This window comes from Promicromonospora alba (assembly GCF_042654905.1).
Taxonomy (GTDB): domain Bacteria; phylum Actinomycetota; class Actinomycetes; order Actinomycetales; family Cellulomonadaceae; genus Promicromonospora; species Promicromonospora alba.
In genome coordinates, this window is the sequence record NZ_JBHSFI010000010.1 from 146,066 (window position 1) to 160,482 (window position 14,417).

Sequence of the window (14,417 nt, forward strand, 5' to 3'; positions counted from 1 at the left end):
ACCTATATCCCACGTGGATCTGGCCGCAGATCGGCCTGACAAGGCCCCTTGTGACTTATTGCGCAATCCCGCACCGGGTCATGGCCCGGCTACGGCGCCCTCAGGCCCTGGCGTCCGGCTGGACGTACGGGATGCGACCGTCCTTGACGGCGCGGTAGTCGAGCACCGCTGATCCGACGGCCCCGATCATCACGACGACCATGAGCACCCAGCGGTCGTAGAAGTCCTGCCTGGACAGCACGGCGAGCACCGCGATGAGGATGGCCATCTTCACGAGCCAGCCGCCCATCACGACGGCGCCGGTGGCCGCGGCGCCCTTGCCGACGGTGAGCATCATCGACACCACCGTGGCGCCGCAGAACAGACCGGCGAGGGCCGCCCCGACCAGTGCTCCCCACACGCCCGGCATGCCGCCGATCAGGTAGCCGACCACCGAGCCCAGCACAGCCAGGCCGGCCACCAGGATCAGCCCGTCCCGGCCGGCGGTGCGCAGCACCGCACGCTCGGCCACCACGCTCTCGTTGGGGGGTTCCGCGGCCGCGGAATTCTGCTCGGTCATTCGATGGTCTCCTTGGTCTTGGACACGCCGCTCCGGTGAGCGGCGCCCTGGTGAGCGACGCTCGGGCGGGACCCGCTCTGCGGAGCGACGGTCTGCGAAGCGACGACCTGCGGCACGACGACCTGGACCGGCACCTTGGCCTCGAGCCCGACGCCTGCGGCGGCAGCGGCCCCGACGGCTGCGGGAACCTTCGGCGTCTGGCCGGAGAGCGCGGCGACGTCGTCGTCCAGGAAGCGGCCGCGGTGGCGCAGCGGGCCGAGCGTGGCCAGCAGCGCGAGCACCACGAACACGCCGGTCCAGATCAGCACGATCTCCCAGTCCCACCGCACGAGCGCCGCGGCGCTGAACGCGAACACGGCGGTCCACACGTACAGGATCACCACGGCGCGGCGGTGGGAGTGGCCGAGGGCCAGCATCCGGTGGTGCAGGTGCATCCGGTCGGGTGCCATCGGCGACTTGCCCGCGGCGAGCCGCCGGATGACGGCCAGCCCCATGTCGAGCAGCGGCAGCATGAGCACCGCCACCGGCAGCAGCAGCGGGATGAAGGCGGGCAGCGCCTGGGCACCGGTCATGATGCCCGGCGGGATGTTGCCGGTCACGCTGATCGCCGCGCCCGCCATCACCAGGCCGATCAGCATCGACCCGGCATCGCCCATGAAGATGTGCGCCGGGTGGAAGTTGTGCGGCAGGAAGCCGATGCACACCCCCACCATCACGGCGAGGATCACCGAGGGCAGCGTCGCGTAGTCGTCCGCCGAGACCTGCTGGGTGAGCCCGTAGGTGTAGAGGAAGAACGCGGTGCCGCCGATGGCGACTATGCCTGCGGCCAGCCCGTCGAGGCCGTCCACGAAGTTCACGGCGTTCATCGCGATGACGATGATCAGCACGGTCACCAGGAGCGACACGCGCGACGACGTGATGGTCACGCCCGCGATCGGCATGGTGATGAGCTGGACGCCCTGGAGCGCCATGAAGCCGGCGGCCAGCACCTGGCCCGCGAGCTTGGTGACCCAGTCGAGGTCCCACTTGTCGTCGGCCCAGCCGAGCGCGCACACGATGGCGGCGCCGCCGACGATGCCCCACACCTGGGGATCGTCGAACACCCCCGACAGGAACGGCATCTGCGAGGCCAGCAGCATCGGCACGACGATGCCGATCAGCATGGCGAGCCCGCCGAGGCGCGGCGTCGGCACGGAGTGCACGTCACGCGCCCGCACGGCGGAGATCGCCGAGGTCCTCATGGCCACCCAGCGGGCAAAGGGCGTGGTCAGGAACGTGACCGCAGCGGCCACGAGCATCAGGAGCAGGTACACCCTCACTCGTCGTCCTCCGCGGCACCGGCCGGGGGATCGATCGGGTCGTCCTCGGGCGGCGCCTGCTTTCCTTCGACGTCCGCGACGGCGCGCAGCGCTTCGAGCGACACGGCACCCTCGCGCACGATGCGCGGCGTCGGGCCGGTCGCGTCCACGATGGTGGAGGCGACGCCACCCGGCGCCTCGCCCCCGTCGAGGTAGACCGCCACCGAGCCGCCGAGCTGACGCTCGGCGTCCGCGACATCCTGCGCGGCCGGGCTGCCCGACTTGTTCGCGCTGGAGACGGCGAGCGGGCCGGTGCGTTTGAGCAGGGCGAGGGCCGCGGGGTGGTCCGGCATCCGCAGGGCGACCGTACCGCCCGTGTCGCCGAGGTCCCACTGCAGCGACGGCTGCGCACGCAGGATGATCGTGAAACCGCCGGGCCAGAACGCTTCGACGAGCTTGCGGGCGTCGTCGGGCACGTCGATGGCCAGGCCGTCGAGGGTCGCCACCTCACCCACCAGGACCGGCGGCGGCATCTGCCGGCCGCGACCCTTGGCCGCGAGGAGCGCGGCGACGGCTGCCTCGTCGAACGCGTCGGCAGCAATGCCGTACACGGTGTCGGTGGGGAGGACCACGAGGCCCCCACGGGAGATCGCATTCACCGCCTCGTCGATCGCCGGGCCCCAGGTCTGCGGGTCGGTGGCGTCGAGCACGGGCTGCACAGGCACACTCACGCGGAACAGTCTTTCACGATCCGGGGCCTCCCTGATGCCCCAGGCGATCCCTGTGTCGCCCGGGACCGGCGCGCCGCTCCGGGCGAGTGCCTCGCGAGCCCGGCCCTCACCGTGCTCTGCGCGCTGGTCCCAGGCGATCCCTTCACCGCCAGGGACCGGCGCTCCGCTCCGGGCGAGTGCCTCGCAAGCTCGGCCCTCACCCTGCGCTGCGCTCTGGTCCCAGGCGGCGCGCGACGACCATACGGTGCCTGCCCGTCAGGTCCTTGCGGGTCTCGGGCTCGCCGAATACCGGCAGGCCGTCGGCATCGCGCGCCGCGAGGACCATGTCGCGCGCAGCCTCCGCCTGGACCTCCGCATGCTCCATGACGTACAGCCCGCCGGGTCGCAGCAGCCGTGCCGCCGCGTCCGTGATGCCCCGCGGCACCTCCAGCCCGTCGGGTCCCAGCCCGTACAGCGCGACGGCGGGATCGTGCTCGGCGACCTCCGGGTCCACGGGCACGGCGTCCGACGGCACGTACGGCGGGTTCGAGACGACGACGTCGGCCAGCCCGTCTATGCCGTAGAGCGCGGTGCGGGCATCGCCCTTGACGAGGCGCACTATCCGCTCCGGCGTCTCGCCGGGCCCGGTGCCGGCCTTCGTGCCCGCCCTCGCGCTCGCGACCTCGGCGCTCAGGGCGTCGACGTTGCGCTCCGCCCAGGCGTGCGCGTCCTTGTCCAGCTCGACCGCGTGCACCCGCGTGCCGGGCACCTCGGTGGCCACCGCGAGCGCGATCGCCCCGGTGCCGGTGCACAGGTCGACGACGACGGCGCTCCCCCGCTCGCCGACCACCTTGGCCGCCTCGTCGATGGCAACCTGCGCCACCTCCTCGGTCTCGGGCCGCGGCACGAAGACCCCGGGGCCCACCGCGAGCTCGAGGTGCCGGAACGCGGCGACCCCGGTCAGGTGCTGCAGGGGCTCGCGGGCGGCCCGCCGGGAGACGAGCCCGGCGAAGACTGCCGCCGCGTCGTCGGGCACCTCACGGCCCAGCACCATCAGGCGCCGCAGCTCGCTCCGGTCCACCCCGAGGGCATGCGCCAGCAGCACCTCGGCGTCGGCCTGGGGCGACGCGACCCCGGCGTCCGCCAGCTCCTCGTAGGCCCACTTCAACAGCTGTGTACTCACCGCACTCCTCCCCCTGCACCCCAAGCCTGCCGCCACGCCGTCCCACCGAGCAAGACACTCAGCAATCCACCTGGCAATACTGCCCTGGCCGGGACCTCACGCACCGGATGCCACCGCGAGCCGCGCCGCTTCGTCGGCCTCGATCGCCGACCGCACCACTGCGCCGAGGTCGCCGTCGAGCACCTGGTCGAGGTTGTACGCCTTGTACCCGGTGCGGTGGTCCACTATCCGGTTCTCCGGGTAGTTGTACGTCCGGATCCGCTCGGAACGGTCCACCGTGCGGACCTGCGAGCGGCGCAGCTCCGCGGACTCCGCCGCCGCGGCCTCCGCCTGAGCGGCGAGCAGGCGCGCGCGGAGCACGCGCATCGCCTGCTCACGGTTCTGCAGCTGCGACTTCTCGTTCTGCATCGAGACGACGATGCCCGTGGGGATGTGCGTGATGCGGACCGCGGAGTCCGTGGTGTTGACGGACTGCCCGCCGGGACCGGACGAGCGGTAGACGTCGATCCGCAGGTCGTTCTGGTCGATCTCGAGCTCCCCCGGGTCGTCGACCTCGGGGAACACGAGCACGCCGGCCGCCGACGTGTGGATCCGGCCCTGCGACTCGGTGACCGGCACGCGCTGCACGCGGTGCACGCCGCCCTCGTACTTCAGGCTGTGCCAGACGCCGTCCTCGGGGCCCTGCACGTTCTTCGCCTTGATGGCGACCTGCACGTCCTTGTAGCCGCCCAGGTCGGACGCCGTGGCCTCCAGCAGCTGCGTCGACCAGCCCTGCTGCTCCGCGTAGCGCAGGTACATGCGCAGCAGGTCGCTCGCGAACAGCGCGGACTCCTCGCCGCCCTCGCCCGCCTTGATCTCGAGGATGACGTCGCGGCCGTCGTCGGGGTCGCGGGGCACGAGCACCCGGCGTAGCTTCTCCTCCGCGACCGCCTCGGCCTCCCGGAGGCTCGGCAGCTCCTCGGCGAACGACGCGTCCTCCGTGGCCAGCTCGGCGGCAGCCTCGGCGTCGTCGTGCGCCTGCTCCCACGCACGGTACGCGCCGACCACCTGGTTGAGCTCGGCGTACCGGCGGCCAAGGGTCCGCGCGCGCCCAGCGTCCGCGTGCACGGCGGGGTCGGCAAGCGCCGCCTCGATCTCGGCATGCTCGCTGATCAAGGGCCCGACCCCTGCGAACGCTGACTCGCTCACGATCTCTCCTAGGTACACCGCTGAGTGCGGGATATTTGCCCTCTCGCACGCGTCGAGAGGGCGAATATCACGCACTCAACCGGCGGGCGAAACAGGTTGTGGGGAAACGACAGCGCCGGTGGTCCGGTACCCGACTGCCCCTGGAGAGGTTGTCGGGCCGGACCACCGGCGCTGCGAAATCGCTAGCTGTCGGCGTCCTTCTTGCCGTAGCGCGCCTGGAACCGGGCCACGCGGCCACCGGTGTCCATGATCTTCTGCTTGCCCGTGTAGAACGGGTGGCAGGCGCTGCAGACGTCGGCGCTGATCTTGCCGGACGTCTCGGTGCTGCGCGTCGTGAAGGTGTTACCGCAGGTGCAGGTGACCTCGGTGACGACGTACTCGGGGTGGATTCCAGCCCTCATGTTGCTCCTTGGTGAGATGCCGCTGGGTCGCCCTGCAGAACAGCAGTGACGTGAACCAGCGAGCCAGCAAGTCATTCTGCCACTTCCTCGCCCGTGCGGGCGAGGAAGAGCGGTGTGACGTAGGTCGGACCGAGCTGCTAGACGGTCTCGCCCACGTTGTCGTCCTCCGTGAGACCACCCGGCGTCGTCTTCTGCACGTGCAGCAGGAACTCGACGTTGGTCTTGGTCTTCCGGAGCTGTCCGAGCAGGAGCTCGGCGGCCTGCGTCTGGTCGAGCGCGCCCATGACACGGCGCAGCTTGTAGACGATCGCGAGCTCGTCCTTCGACATGAGGATCTCCTCGCGCCGGGTACTCGAACCGTTGACGTCGATCGCCGGGAAGATGCGCTTCTCGGCAAGGGACCGCGAGAGCCGCAGCTCCATGTTGCCGGTGCCCTTGAACTCCTCGAAGATCACCTCGTCCATCTTCGACCCGGTCTCGACCAGGGCGGTGGCCAGGATGGTCAGCGAGCCGCCGTCCTCGATGTTGCGGGCGGCGCCGAAGAACTTCTTGGGCGGGTAGAGCGCCGCGGCGTCCACACCACCGGAGAGGATCCGGCCCGACGCCGGGGCGGCCAGGTTGTAGGCGCGCGACAGGCGGGTGATGCCGTCGAGCAGCACCACGACGTCCTGGCCCAGCTCCACGAGGCGCTTGGCCCGCTCGATGGCGAGCTCGGCGACCAGCGTGTGGTCGGAGGCGTGCCGGTCGAACGTCGAGGAGATGACCTCGCCCTTGACCGAGCGCTCGAAGTCGGTGACCTCTTCCGGACGCTCGTCGACCAGCACGACCATGAGGTGGACCTCAGGGTTGTTGAGCGAGATCGCGTTGGCGATCTGCTGCATCATCAGCGTCTTGCCGGCCTTGGGCGGCGCGACGATGAGGCCGCGCTGGCCCTTGCCGATCGGGGCGACGATGTCGATCACGCGCGGCGTCAGCTTGGTCGCCTCGGGGTTCTCCAGGCGCAGACGCTCCTGCGGGTACAGCGGCGTCAGCTTGGTGAACTCGGGGCGCTCGCGCGCCTCCTCCGGCGTCATGCCGTTCACGGAGTCGAGGCGCACCAGGGCGTTGACCTTGTTGACCTTGGCGTTGCGCCCGGTCGGCTGCTGCGTCGGCAGCTCGTCGCCCTCGCGCGGCTGGCGCACGGCGCCCACGACGGCGTCGCCGCGACGCAGGCCGGCCTTCTTGACCTGGTTCAGCGAGACGTAGACGTCGTTGTTGCCCGGCAGGTACCCGGAGGTCCGCACGAACGCGTAGTTGTCGAGGATGTCCAGGATGCCGGCGACGGGCAGCAGCACGTCGTCCTCGCGGACCTCGGGGACGTTCTCGAGCCCCGCGACGTCCGGGCCCGTACGGCCGCGACCACGCTTGCGGTCCCGGCCCCGGTCGCGGCCCCGACGGCGGCGCGAGTTGCGGTCCTCGTCAAGCTCGTTGGCGCCGGCACGCTCGTTGTTCCGCTCGGCAGCGCCGGCAGCTGTGCCGGCAGCGCCCGCGGCGCGTGCGTTGCCGCGGTCGGCACCCCGCTCGTTCGCACGGTCGGTCGCGTTGGCGCGGTCGCCGCCGCGGGCGCTCTGCCGGCCGGCCTGGCCGTTACGGCCCTCGCCGGACTTCTCGGCGGTCCCGTCCGGGGCGCTCTGCCCGCGGCTGGCACGGCGTCCGCTGCTCTCGCGCGGGGCGGCGACGGCGTCGGCCAGCTCGGCCAGACGGGCGGCCTTGTCAGCCTCCGCGTTCGCGTCGGCGCGCACACCCGAGGTGGCGACCCCGGCGGCGGCGACCGGCGCCTCGGCGCGAGCAGGCTTGTCGTTGGTGGTGGGCTTCTCGGTAGCGGAGGCGGCACGGACCGGACGCTTCGTCGCGCCGCCCGTCTTCTCACGGATGGTGTCCACGAGGTCGCTCTTGCGCATCCTGGAAGTGCCCTTCACGCCCAGGTCTCCGGCGAGTGCCTGGAGCTCGGCGAGGCGCATGCTGCTCAGTGCTCCGGTCCCGGCCGCACGGCCGGCGGCTGACTGAGCGTTTTCGGTGGTGTCTGTCACGAAGGACCCTTCCCCCTCGAACTGCGGCTTGTCGCGTGATCGCGGGCCGCGGGATGTGTGGGCGCCCGGCGCTGAATGGCCGGAACGCGGAAAACCTCGCATCCGTGGTACGACGACGACGGCTGACGGGGGCGTTGTCTGCCTTCTCGCGAGATGCGGTGGCCGCTGATCACGGCCTGCAACGGGCACGACCGACCGGCTGAGACTCTGTGAAGCAGCTCTGCCGGCTTAGGCGATGAAGAACCGATGTTGAATCCGAGTTCTCGCCACCATGGCTCAGGACGTGCGATCCCGAAGGTTCACTGCATACTACCACCCCGTATAGCTGGTGATCCTGGTAAGACTTGACTCCCCGTTGCACCTGACGACCCGGACGATAGCGCACCCGTGTTACCTGAAATCCTCCGGGCGCGCGCGCCTGTCGTGTCGATTCCCGGGGTGAGCCGCCGCCACCCGGCCGTCTCGTCGACGAGGTCCGCGAGGACCGCGTCGCGCCGCTCCCGATGGTCCGGCCCGGCCAGCACGAGGACGGTCGGCCCGGCGCCCGAGACGGTGGCCGGCACCCCCTCGTCCCGCAGAGCGCGCAGCAGCTCGCTGGACGCCCCCAGCACCGCCGCGCGGTAGGGCTGGTGGAGGCGGTCCTCGGTGGCGTCGAACAGCAGCTCCGGCCGTCTGGCCAGGGCCTCCACCAGGAGGGCGGCCCGGCCGGCGGTGAACGCCGCGTCGCCGTGCGACACGTGCTCCGGCAGGGCGGCCCGTGCCCGGGCCGTCGCGAGCCGCGCGTCCGGCACCAGCACGGTGGCCTCGATCGTCGGGTCGACGTCGAGGCCGACAGCGCGTGGGCCGTCGTCGGTGGTCCACGCGACGGTGGCACCGCCCTGGATGGCGGGCGCCGCGTTGTCCGGGTGTCCCTCGAACTCGGTGGCGAGAGCCAGCACCATGGCGGCGTCGATGGCCCGCGGCTCGGCGAGCAGGGCCCGCGCGGCGACGATCCCGGCCACGACCGCCGCGGACGACGACCCGAGCCCCCTGCCGTGCGGGATCACGTTGTGGCAGGTCATGTGGATCCCCGTGGGTACGGCACCGGCGAGGTCCATGGTGCGCCGCAGCGCGCGCACGACCAGGTGGTCCTCCCCGAGGGGCACCTGGCCGGCGCCCTCGCCGTGGACGTCCACCACTACGTCGTCGCTCGCGACGAGACGTACCTCCACCTCGTCGTACAGGGCGAGTGCCAGACCCAGGGCGTCGAACCCAGGCCCGAGGTTCGCACTCGTGGCGGGCACCCGGACCCGCACGTGGTCGGCGCCGAGCTGCATCAGAGCGAGAGCGCGTCGGCGATCGAGACGACGTCGGCGGAGACCCGCACGGGTTCCACCTCGCCGCCGTCGGGCGTACGCAGCGCCCAGCCCGGGTCCTTGAGCCCGTGGCCGGTCACGGTGATCGTGATGCGCGCGCCCGCGGGCACCAGGCCGCGTTCGTGCCGCGCGAGGAGGCCCGCGACGCCCGCCGCGGAGGCGGGCTCCACGAACACGCCCACCTCGGCGGAGAGGATGCGGTGCGCCGCGAGGATCTGCTCGTCGGTCACCGCCTCGATGACACCACCGGATGTGTCCCTGGCCTCCTCGGCGAGCTGCCAGGAGGCGGGGTTGCCGATGCGGATGGCGGTGGCGATGGTGTCCGGCTGGTCGATCGGGTGGCCCTTGACGATCGGTGCGGCGCCCGCGGCCTGGAAGCCCCACATCGCCGGCGTCCGGCTCGCTGCCCCGGACTCCGCGTACTCCCGGAAACCCTTCCAGTACGCGGTGATGTTGCCCGCGTTGCCCACGGGCAGGAGGTGGATGTCGGGAGCGTCGCCCAGCGCGTCCACGATCTCGAACGCGGCGGTCTTCTGCCCCTCGATGCGGTCCGGGTTCACGGAGTTCACGAGCTCCACCGGGTGGGTGTCCGCGAGCTTGCGGGCCGCCACGAGGCAGTCGTCGAAGTTGCCGTCGACCTGGAGCAGGCGCGCGCCGTGCGCGACCGCCTGGCTCAGCTTGCCCATGGCGATCTTGCCGTCCGGGACGAGCACCGCGCAGATCATGCCCGCGCGCGTCGCGTACGCGGCGGCCGACGCCGACGTGTTGCCGGTCGACGCGCACACCACGACCCGGGCGCCACGCCCGGCCGCCGCGGAGATCGCGGCGGTCATGCCACGGTCCTTGAACGAGCCGGTCGGGTTCATGCCCTCGACCTTGACGTACACGTCGGCGCCCGTGCGCTCGGACAGCGCGGGCGCCGGCACCAGCGGCGTGCCGCCCTCGCCCAGCGTCACGATCTTCTGCTGCACGTGGGCGGGCATGCGGTCGGCGTACTCGGCGATCACCCCGCGCCAGAGGCGCGACGTGGGGGCCGCGCCGGGAGCGGCGGGCGGAAGGTTCGGTTCAGCAGGCAGCACAGGAGGCACGGGTTCAGCCTTCGACTCTCAGGACGGACGTGATCTCGCGGACCGGTTCGAGCTTGCGCACCGCCGCGATGGTGGCAGCCAGCGACGCCTCACGGGCGGCGTGGGTGGTCAGGAGCAGCTCGGCGGTGCCCTCGGAGGGCCCAGTCTGGCGCATCGTGTCGATCGACACGCCGTGGTCGCCCACCACCCCCGCGACCTGGGCGAGCACGCCCGGCAGGTCGGCGACGAGGAGGCGGACCTGGTAGCGCGTGACCGCGGCGTCCGCCGGCAGCAGCGGGCGAGCCGCATAGGTGGACTCCTGCGGACCCTTGCCGCCGAGCACGCGATGGCGCGCCGCCGAGACGACGTCGCCCACGACTGCCGAGGCGGTGGGGCGGCCGCCGGCACCCTGGCCGTAGAACATGAGCGGGCCGGCGGCGTCCGCCTCGACGAAGATCGCGTTGAACGCGCCCTTGACGCCCGCCAGCGGGTGCTCCAGCGGCACGAGCGCCGGGTATACCCGCACGGAGACGCCCTCGCCGGTCTGCTCGGCGATGGCCAGCAGCTTCACGGCGTGGCCCGTCCGGGCGGCCCAGGCGACGTCGTCGGCGGTGACGCCCGTGATGCCCTCGCGGGCGACGTCGTCCGCCGAGACGCGGGTGTGGAAGGCGAGGCTGGCGAGGATCGCGGCCTTCGCCGCGGCGTCGTACCCCTCGACGTCGGCCGTCGGGTCCGCCTCGGCGTAGCCGAGGTCCTGCGCCTGCTTGACCGCCTCTTCGAGGCCGAGGCCGCTCGTGGCCATCTGGTCGAGCACGTAGTTCGTGGTGCCGTTGACGATGCCGAGGACACGGCGCACGTGGTCGCCCGCGAGGGACTCCCGTACGGGGCGCACGATCGGGATGGCGCCCGCGACGGCGGCCTCGTAGTAGATGTCGACGCCCGCGGAGTCGGCGGCCTTGTAGAGCGTGGGCCCGTCCGCGGCCAGGAGCGCCTTGTTGGCCGTGACGACGGCCGCGCCGCTCTCGATGGCACGCAGCAGGAGGCCGCGCGCGGGCTCGATACCGCCCATGACCTCGATGACGATGTCCGCGCCGTCCACCAGCGAGTCCACGTCCTGGGTCAGGAGCTCACGGGGGATGAACGCCTCGCGGGGACGGTCCGCGTCGCGGACCGCGATCCCGACGAGCTCCAGCGGAGCGCCGGCACGGGCAGCGAGATCCGCACCCTGGTCGAGGAGCATCCGGGCCACCTCCGTGCCCACGACGCCACAGCCGAGCAGGGCAACACGCAGCCCGCGTGCGGGCTCGGGAACGTGCACAGGCACAGCGATCCTGCTTTCGTCTTCGGGGAACGGTCCGGTCCGGTGCGAGGTCCACACGGGAGTTCCGGACGTTGCGATCAGGGTACCCGGAGCCCCCCACACGGACTCACCCGTCTCACCGAGGTCGTCGAAGTAGAGCGGGTGTCCGAGTCTCCCTGGCGATACCAGGGAGACTCGGACACCCGCTCTACTTCGACACCACCGGGGAGGGCTATGCCTCGTTGACCCCGTGGCAGACCTTGTACTTCTTGCCCGAGCCGCACGGGCACTGCGCGTTGCGCGGCGTGCCGGGGAACGTCCGGCCGTCGCTCGTGGCGGCGGTCGCCTCGCCGTGCAGAGCCGCGCGACGGCGGGCGCCGTCGGCCGACTGCACGAACGCCGAGCCGGAGCCGTCCTCGTTCGGTGCCGAGTACGTCAGCGACTGCGGGCGGCTCGGGGTGTCGAGACCCTTCGCGAGCAGGATCGGCTCCGTCGCGGCACCCGCCGCACGGCGCTGCCGCGGCGGCGGGAGCTGACCCGGCCGGTCCTGAGCAGGTGCGGCCGCAGGCGACACCGCGGGGATCTGCGCGGTCGGCGGGGCATCGGGCTGACCCGTGCCGAGCCTGCCGCGCGGCGGTACCGGACCGGCGGCAGGCAGCTCCGGGCTACCCTCCGCCGCCTGCTCGGCGTCCGGCTGCTGCACCGTGACCTCGAGGTTGAACAGGAAGCCGACCGACTCCTCCTTGATGGCGTCGGTCATCGCCTGGAAGAGCTGGAAGCCCTCGCGCTGGTACTCGACGAGCGGGTCGCGCTGCGCCATGGCACGCAGCCCGATGCCCTCCTTGAGGTAGTCCATCTCGTAGAGGTGCTCGCGCCACTTGCGGTCCAGCACCGACAGCACCACGCGGCGCTCGAGCTGGCGCATCGCCGCGGAGCCCAGCTCGTCCTCGCGGGCCTGGTACGCCACGCGCGCGTCGGACAGGATCTCGTCCAGCAGCATCTCGCCGGTGAGCCGGTCGATACCGCCGGCCTCCTCGGCGACCTCCTCGGGCGTGAGCGACACCGGGTACACGGCCTTGAGGGCCGTCCACAGGGCGTCGAGGTCCCACTGCTCCGCGGTGGGGCCGTCGGCCGTCGCGTTGGTGACGTACTCCGTGATCGTGTCCGTGAGGAAGTGCTGCACCTGCTCGCGCAGGTCCTCGCCCTCGAGCACGCGCAGACGCTCGGCGTAGATGACGCTGCGCTGGCGCGAGAGGACGTCGTCGTACTTCAGGACGTTCTTGCGGATCTCGAAGTTGCGCGACTCCACCTGGCCCTGCGCGGACATGATGCCGCGCGTGACCATCTTGGAATCGAGCGGCATGTCGTCCGGGAACCCCGCCCGGTTCATCATCGACTCGGCGAGGCCGGAGTTGAACAGCCGCATCAGGTCGTCCTGCATCGACAGGTAGAACCGGGACTCGCCCGGGTCACCCTGACGACCGGAGCGGCCGCGCAGCTGGTTGTCGATGCGGCGGGACTCGTGGCGCTCGGTGCCGAGCACGTAGAGGCCACCGGCCTCCTTGACCTCGTCGTGCTCGGCGGCGACGAGCTCCTTCGCCTTCTCGAGCGCCTGCGGCCAGGCCGCCTCGTACTCGTCGGGCGTCTCGACCGGGTCGAGACCCCGCTCGGCGAGGTCGGTGACGGCGAGATACTCGGCGTTGCCGCCGAGCATGATGTCCGTACCGCGGCCGGCCATGTTCGTGGCGACCGTGACGGCGCCCTTGCGGCCCGCCATCGCGACGACGGCGGCCTCGCGCTCGTGCTCCTTGGCGTTCAGCACGTTGTGCGGTACGCCCGCCTTCTTGAGCTTGGCGCTCAGGAGCTCCGACTTCTCGACGCTGGTGGTGCCCACGAGCACCGGCTGGCCGTAGGCGTGCCGCTCGACGATGTCGGCGACGACCGCGTTGAACTTGCCTTCCTCGTTCTTGTAGACGAGGTCGGACTGGTCGATGCGCTGCGGCGTCTTGTTCGTCGGGATCGGGACGACGCCGAGCTTGTACGTGCCCTGGAACTCGGCCGCCTCGGTCTCGGCGGTACCGGTCATCCCGGAGAGCTTGCCGTACAGGCGGAAGTAGTTCTGGAGGGTGATCGTGGCGAGCGTCTGGTTCTCCGCCTTGATGTCCACCCCCTCCTTGGCCTCGATGGCCTGGTGCATGCCCTCGTTGTAGCGCCGGCCCGCGAGGATGCGGCCCGTGTGCTCGTCGACGATCATGACCTCGCCGTTCAGCACGACGTAGTCCTTGTCGCGCTTGAACAGCTCCTTCGCCTTGATCGCGTTGTTCAGGAACCCGATCAGCGGCGTGTTGAGGGACTCGTAGAGGTTGTCGATGCCGAGGTAGTCCTCGACCTTCGCGATACCCGGCTCGAGCAGGCCGACGGTGCGCTTCTTCTCGTCGACCTCGTAGTGGGCGCTCGTGTCGGCCTCGCCGGTCTTGGCCCGCAGGGTCCGCACCACCTTGGCGAACTCGTTGTACCAGCGGTTCGCGTCACCGGCCGCGGGGCCCGAGATGATCAGCGGCGTCCGCGCCTCGTCGATGAGGATCGAGTCGACCTCGTCGACGATCGCGAAGTTGTGGCCGCGCTGCACCAGGTCGTCGACCGACCACGCCATGTTGTCGCGCAGGTAGTCGAAGCCGAACTCGTTGTTCGTGCCGTAGGTGATGTCCGCGGCGTACATCTCGCGCCGCTGCGCGGGCGTCTGACCCGACAGGATCACCCCGGTGGTCATGCCCATGAACCGGAAGACACGGCCCATCAGGTCACCCTGGTACTTGGCCAGGTAGTCGTTGGTGGTGATCACGTGGACGCCGTCGCCCGTCAGGGCGTTGAGGTACGCGGCGGTCGTGGCCACCAGCGTCTTTCCCTCACCGGTGCGCATCTCGGCGATGTTGCCGAGGTGCAGCGCCGCACCACCCATGATCTGTACGTCGAAGTGCCGCTGGCCGAGGGTGCGGTGAGCCGCCTCGCGGATCGCCGCGAACGCCTCCGGCATGAGCTCGTCCAGGGTGGCGCCGTGCTCCAGTCGTTCCCGGAACCGTGCGGTCTCCTCACGCAGCTCGGTGTCGCTCAGCTCGACGAAGCTGGGCTCCAAGCGGTTGACCTGCTCAGCCACGTTGTGCAGCTTCTTCAGGACACGTCCTTCGCCTATGCGTAGGACCTTGTCGAGGATGGACACGCGGGTTCTCCCAGGTCGTCGTCAAGTTTCGCCGTCGTCCATCGTAGGCCGTAAACCTGCGCCTGTGGCC

11 protein-coding genes and 1 pseudogene are annotated in these 14,417 nt (G+C 71.2%); all 12 read right to left on the reverse strand.

The annotated features are described in order from the left end of the window. Positions 1 to 100: 100 nt before the first annotated feature. Complete coding sequence (locus ACFO6V_RS27480; protein ID WP_377142193.1) at positions 101 to 559, reverse strand: hypothetical protein; 459 nt, start codon at positions 557 to 559, stop codon at positions 101 to 103. Then, positions 556 to 1,878 (reverse strand): MraY family glycosyltransferase, encoded by a 1,323-nt coding sequence (locus ACFO6V_RS27485; RefSeq protein WP_377142196.1) that lies wholly within the window; start codon positions 1,876 to 1,878, stop codon positions 556 to 558. Before ACFO6V_RS27485 ends, ACFO6V_RS27480 begins: the two co-directional genes overlap by 4 nt. Next, positions 1,875 to 2,582 (reverse strand): L-threonylcarbamoyladenylate synthase, encoded by a 708-nt coding sequence (locus ACFO6V_RS27490; RefSeq protein WP_377142351.1) that lies wholly within the window; start codon positions 2,580 to 2,582, stop codon positions 1,875 to 1,877. Before ACFO6V_RS27490 ends, ACFO6V_RS27485 begins: the two co-directional genes overlap by 4 nt. 202 nt (positions 2,583 to 2,784) lie before the next feature. Further along, on the reverse strand, positions 2,785 to 3,750 hold the full coding sequence (prmC, locus tag ACFO6V_RS27495) for a peptide chain release factor N(5)-glutamine methyltransferase (protein WP_377142199.1): 966 nt from the start codon (positions 3,748 to 3,750) through the stop codon (positions 2,785 to 2,787). A gap of 96 nt (positions 3,751 to 3,846) precedes the next feature. Then, on the reverse strand, positions 3,847 to 4,938 hold the full coding sequence (gene prfA / locus ACFO6V_RS27500) for a peptide chain release factor 1 (protein ID WP_377142202.1): 1,092 nt from the start codon (positions 4,936 to 4,938) through the stop codon (positions 3,847 to 3,849). Positions 4,939 to 5,120: 182 nt separating this feature from the next. Further along, positions 5,121 to 5,339: a 50S ribosomal protein L31 gene (gene rpmE, locus ACFO6V_RS27505; protein WP_116676698.1), complete on the reverse strand. Its 219-nt coding sequence runs from the start codon at positions 5,337 to 5,339 to the stop codon at positions 5,121 to 5,123. 137 nt (positions 5,340 to 5,476) lie between these two features. Next, complete coding sequence (gene rho / locus ACFO6V_RS27510) at positions 5,477 to 7,408, reverse strand: transcription termination factor Rho (RefSeq protein ID WP_377142205.1); 1,932 nt, start codon at positions 7,406 to 7,408, stop codon at positions 5,477 to 5,479. Between the two features lie 299 nt (positions 7,409 to 7,707). After that, complete coding sequence (gene thrB / locus ACFO6V_RS27515) at positions 7,708 to 8,724, reverse strand: homoserine kinase (RefSeq protein WP_377142208.1); 1,017 nt, start codon at positions 8,722 to 8,724, stop codon at positions 7,708 to 7,710. After that, on the reverse strand, positions 8,724 to 9,839 hold the full coding sequence (thrC, locus tag ACFO6V_RS27520) for a threonine synthase (protein WP_377142353.1): 1,116 nt from the start codon (positions 9,837 to 9,839) through the stop codon (positions 8,724 to 8,726). The genes thrB and thrC overlap by 1 nt, the downstream gene beginning before the upstream one ends. A 16-nt stretch (positions 9,840 to 9,855) precedes the next feature. Next, the gene (locus ACFO6V_RS27525) at positions 9,856 to 11,148 is read right to left on the reverse strand and encodes a homoserine dehydrogenase (RefSeq protein WP_377142355.1); all 1,293 of its coding nucleotides are present in this window, start codon (positions 11,146 to 11,148) and stop codon (positions 9,856 to 9,858) included. Positions 11,149 to 11,362: 214 nt separating this feature from the next. Then, positions 11,363 to 11,833, reverse strand: a complete 471-nt coding sequence (locus ACFO6V_RS28790; protein WP_417715012.1) for an SEC-C metal-binding domain-containing protein — start codon at positions 11,831 to 11,833, stop codon at positions 11,363 to 11,365. Then, positions 11,822 to 14,347 (reverse strand): annotated as a pseudogene (gene secA, locus ACFO6V_RS27530) (preprotein translocase subunit SecA); the annotation flags it as partial. The pseudogene secA and the gene ACFO6V_RS28790, both read right to left, overlap by 12 nt. Positions 14,348 to 14,417: the final 70 nt, after the last annotated feature.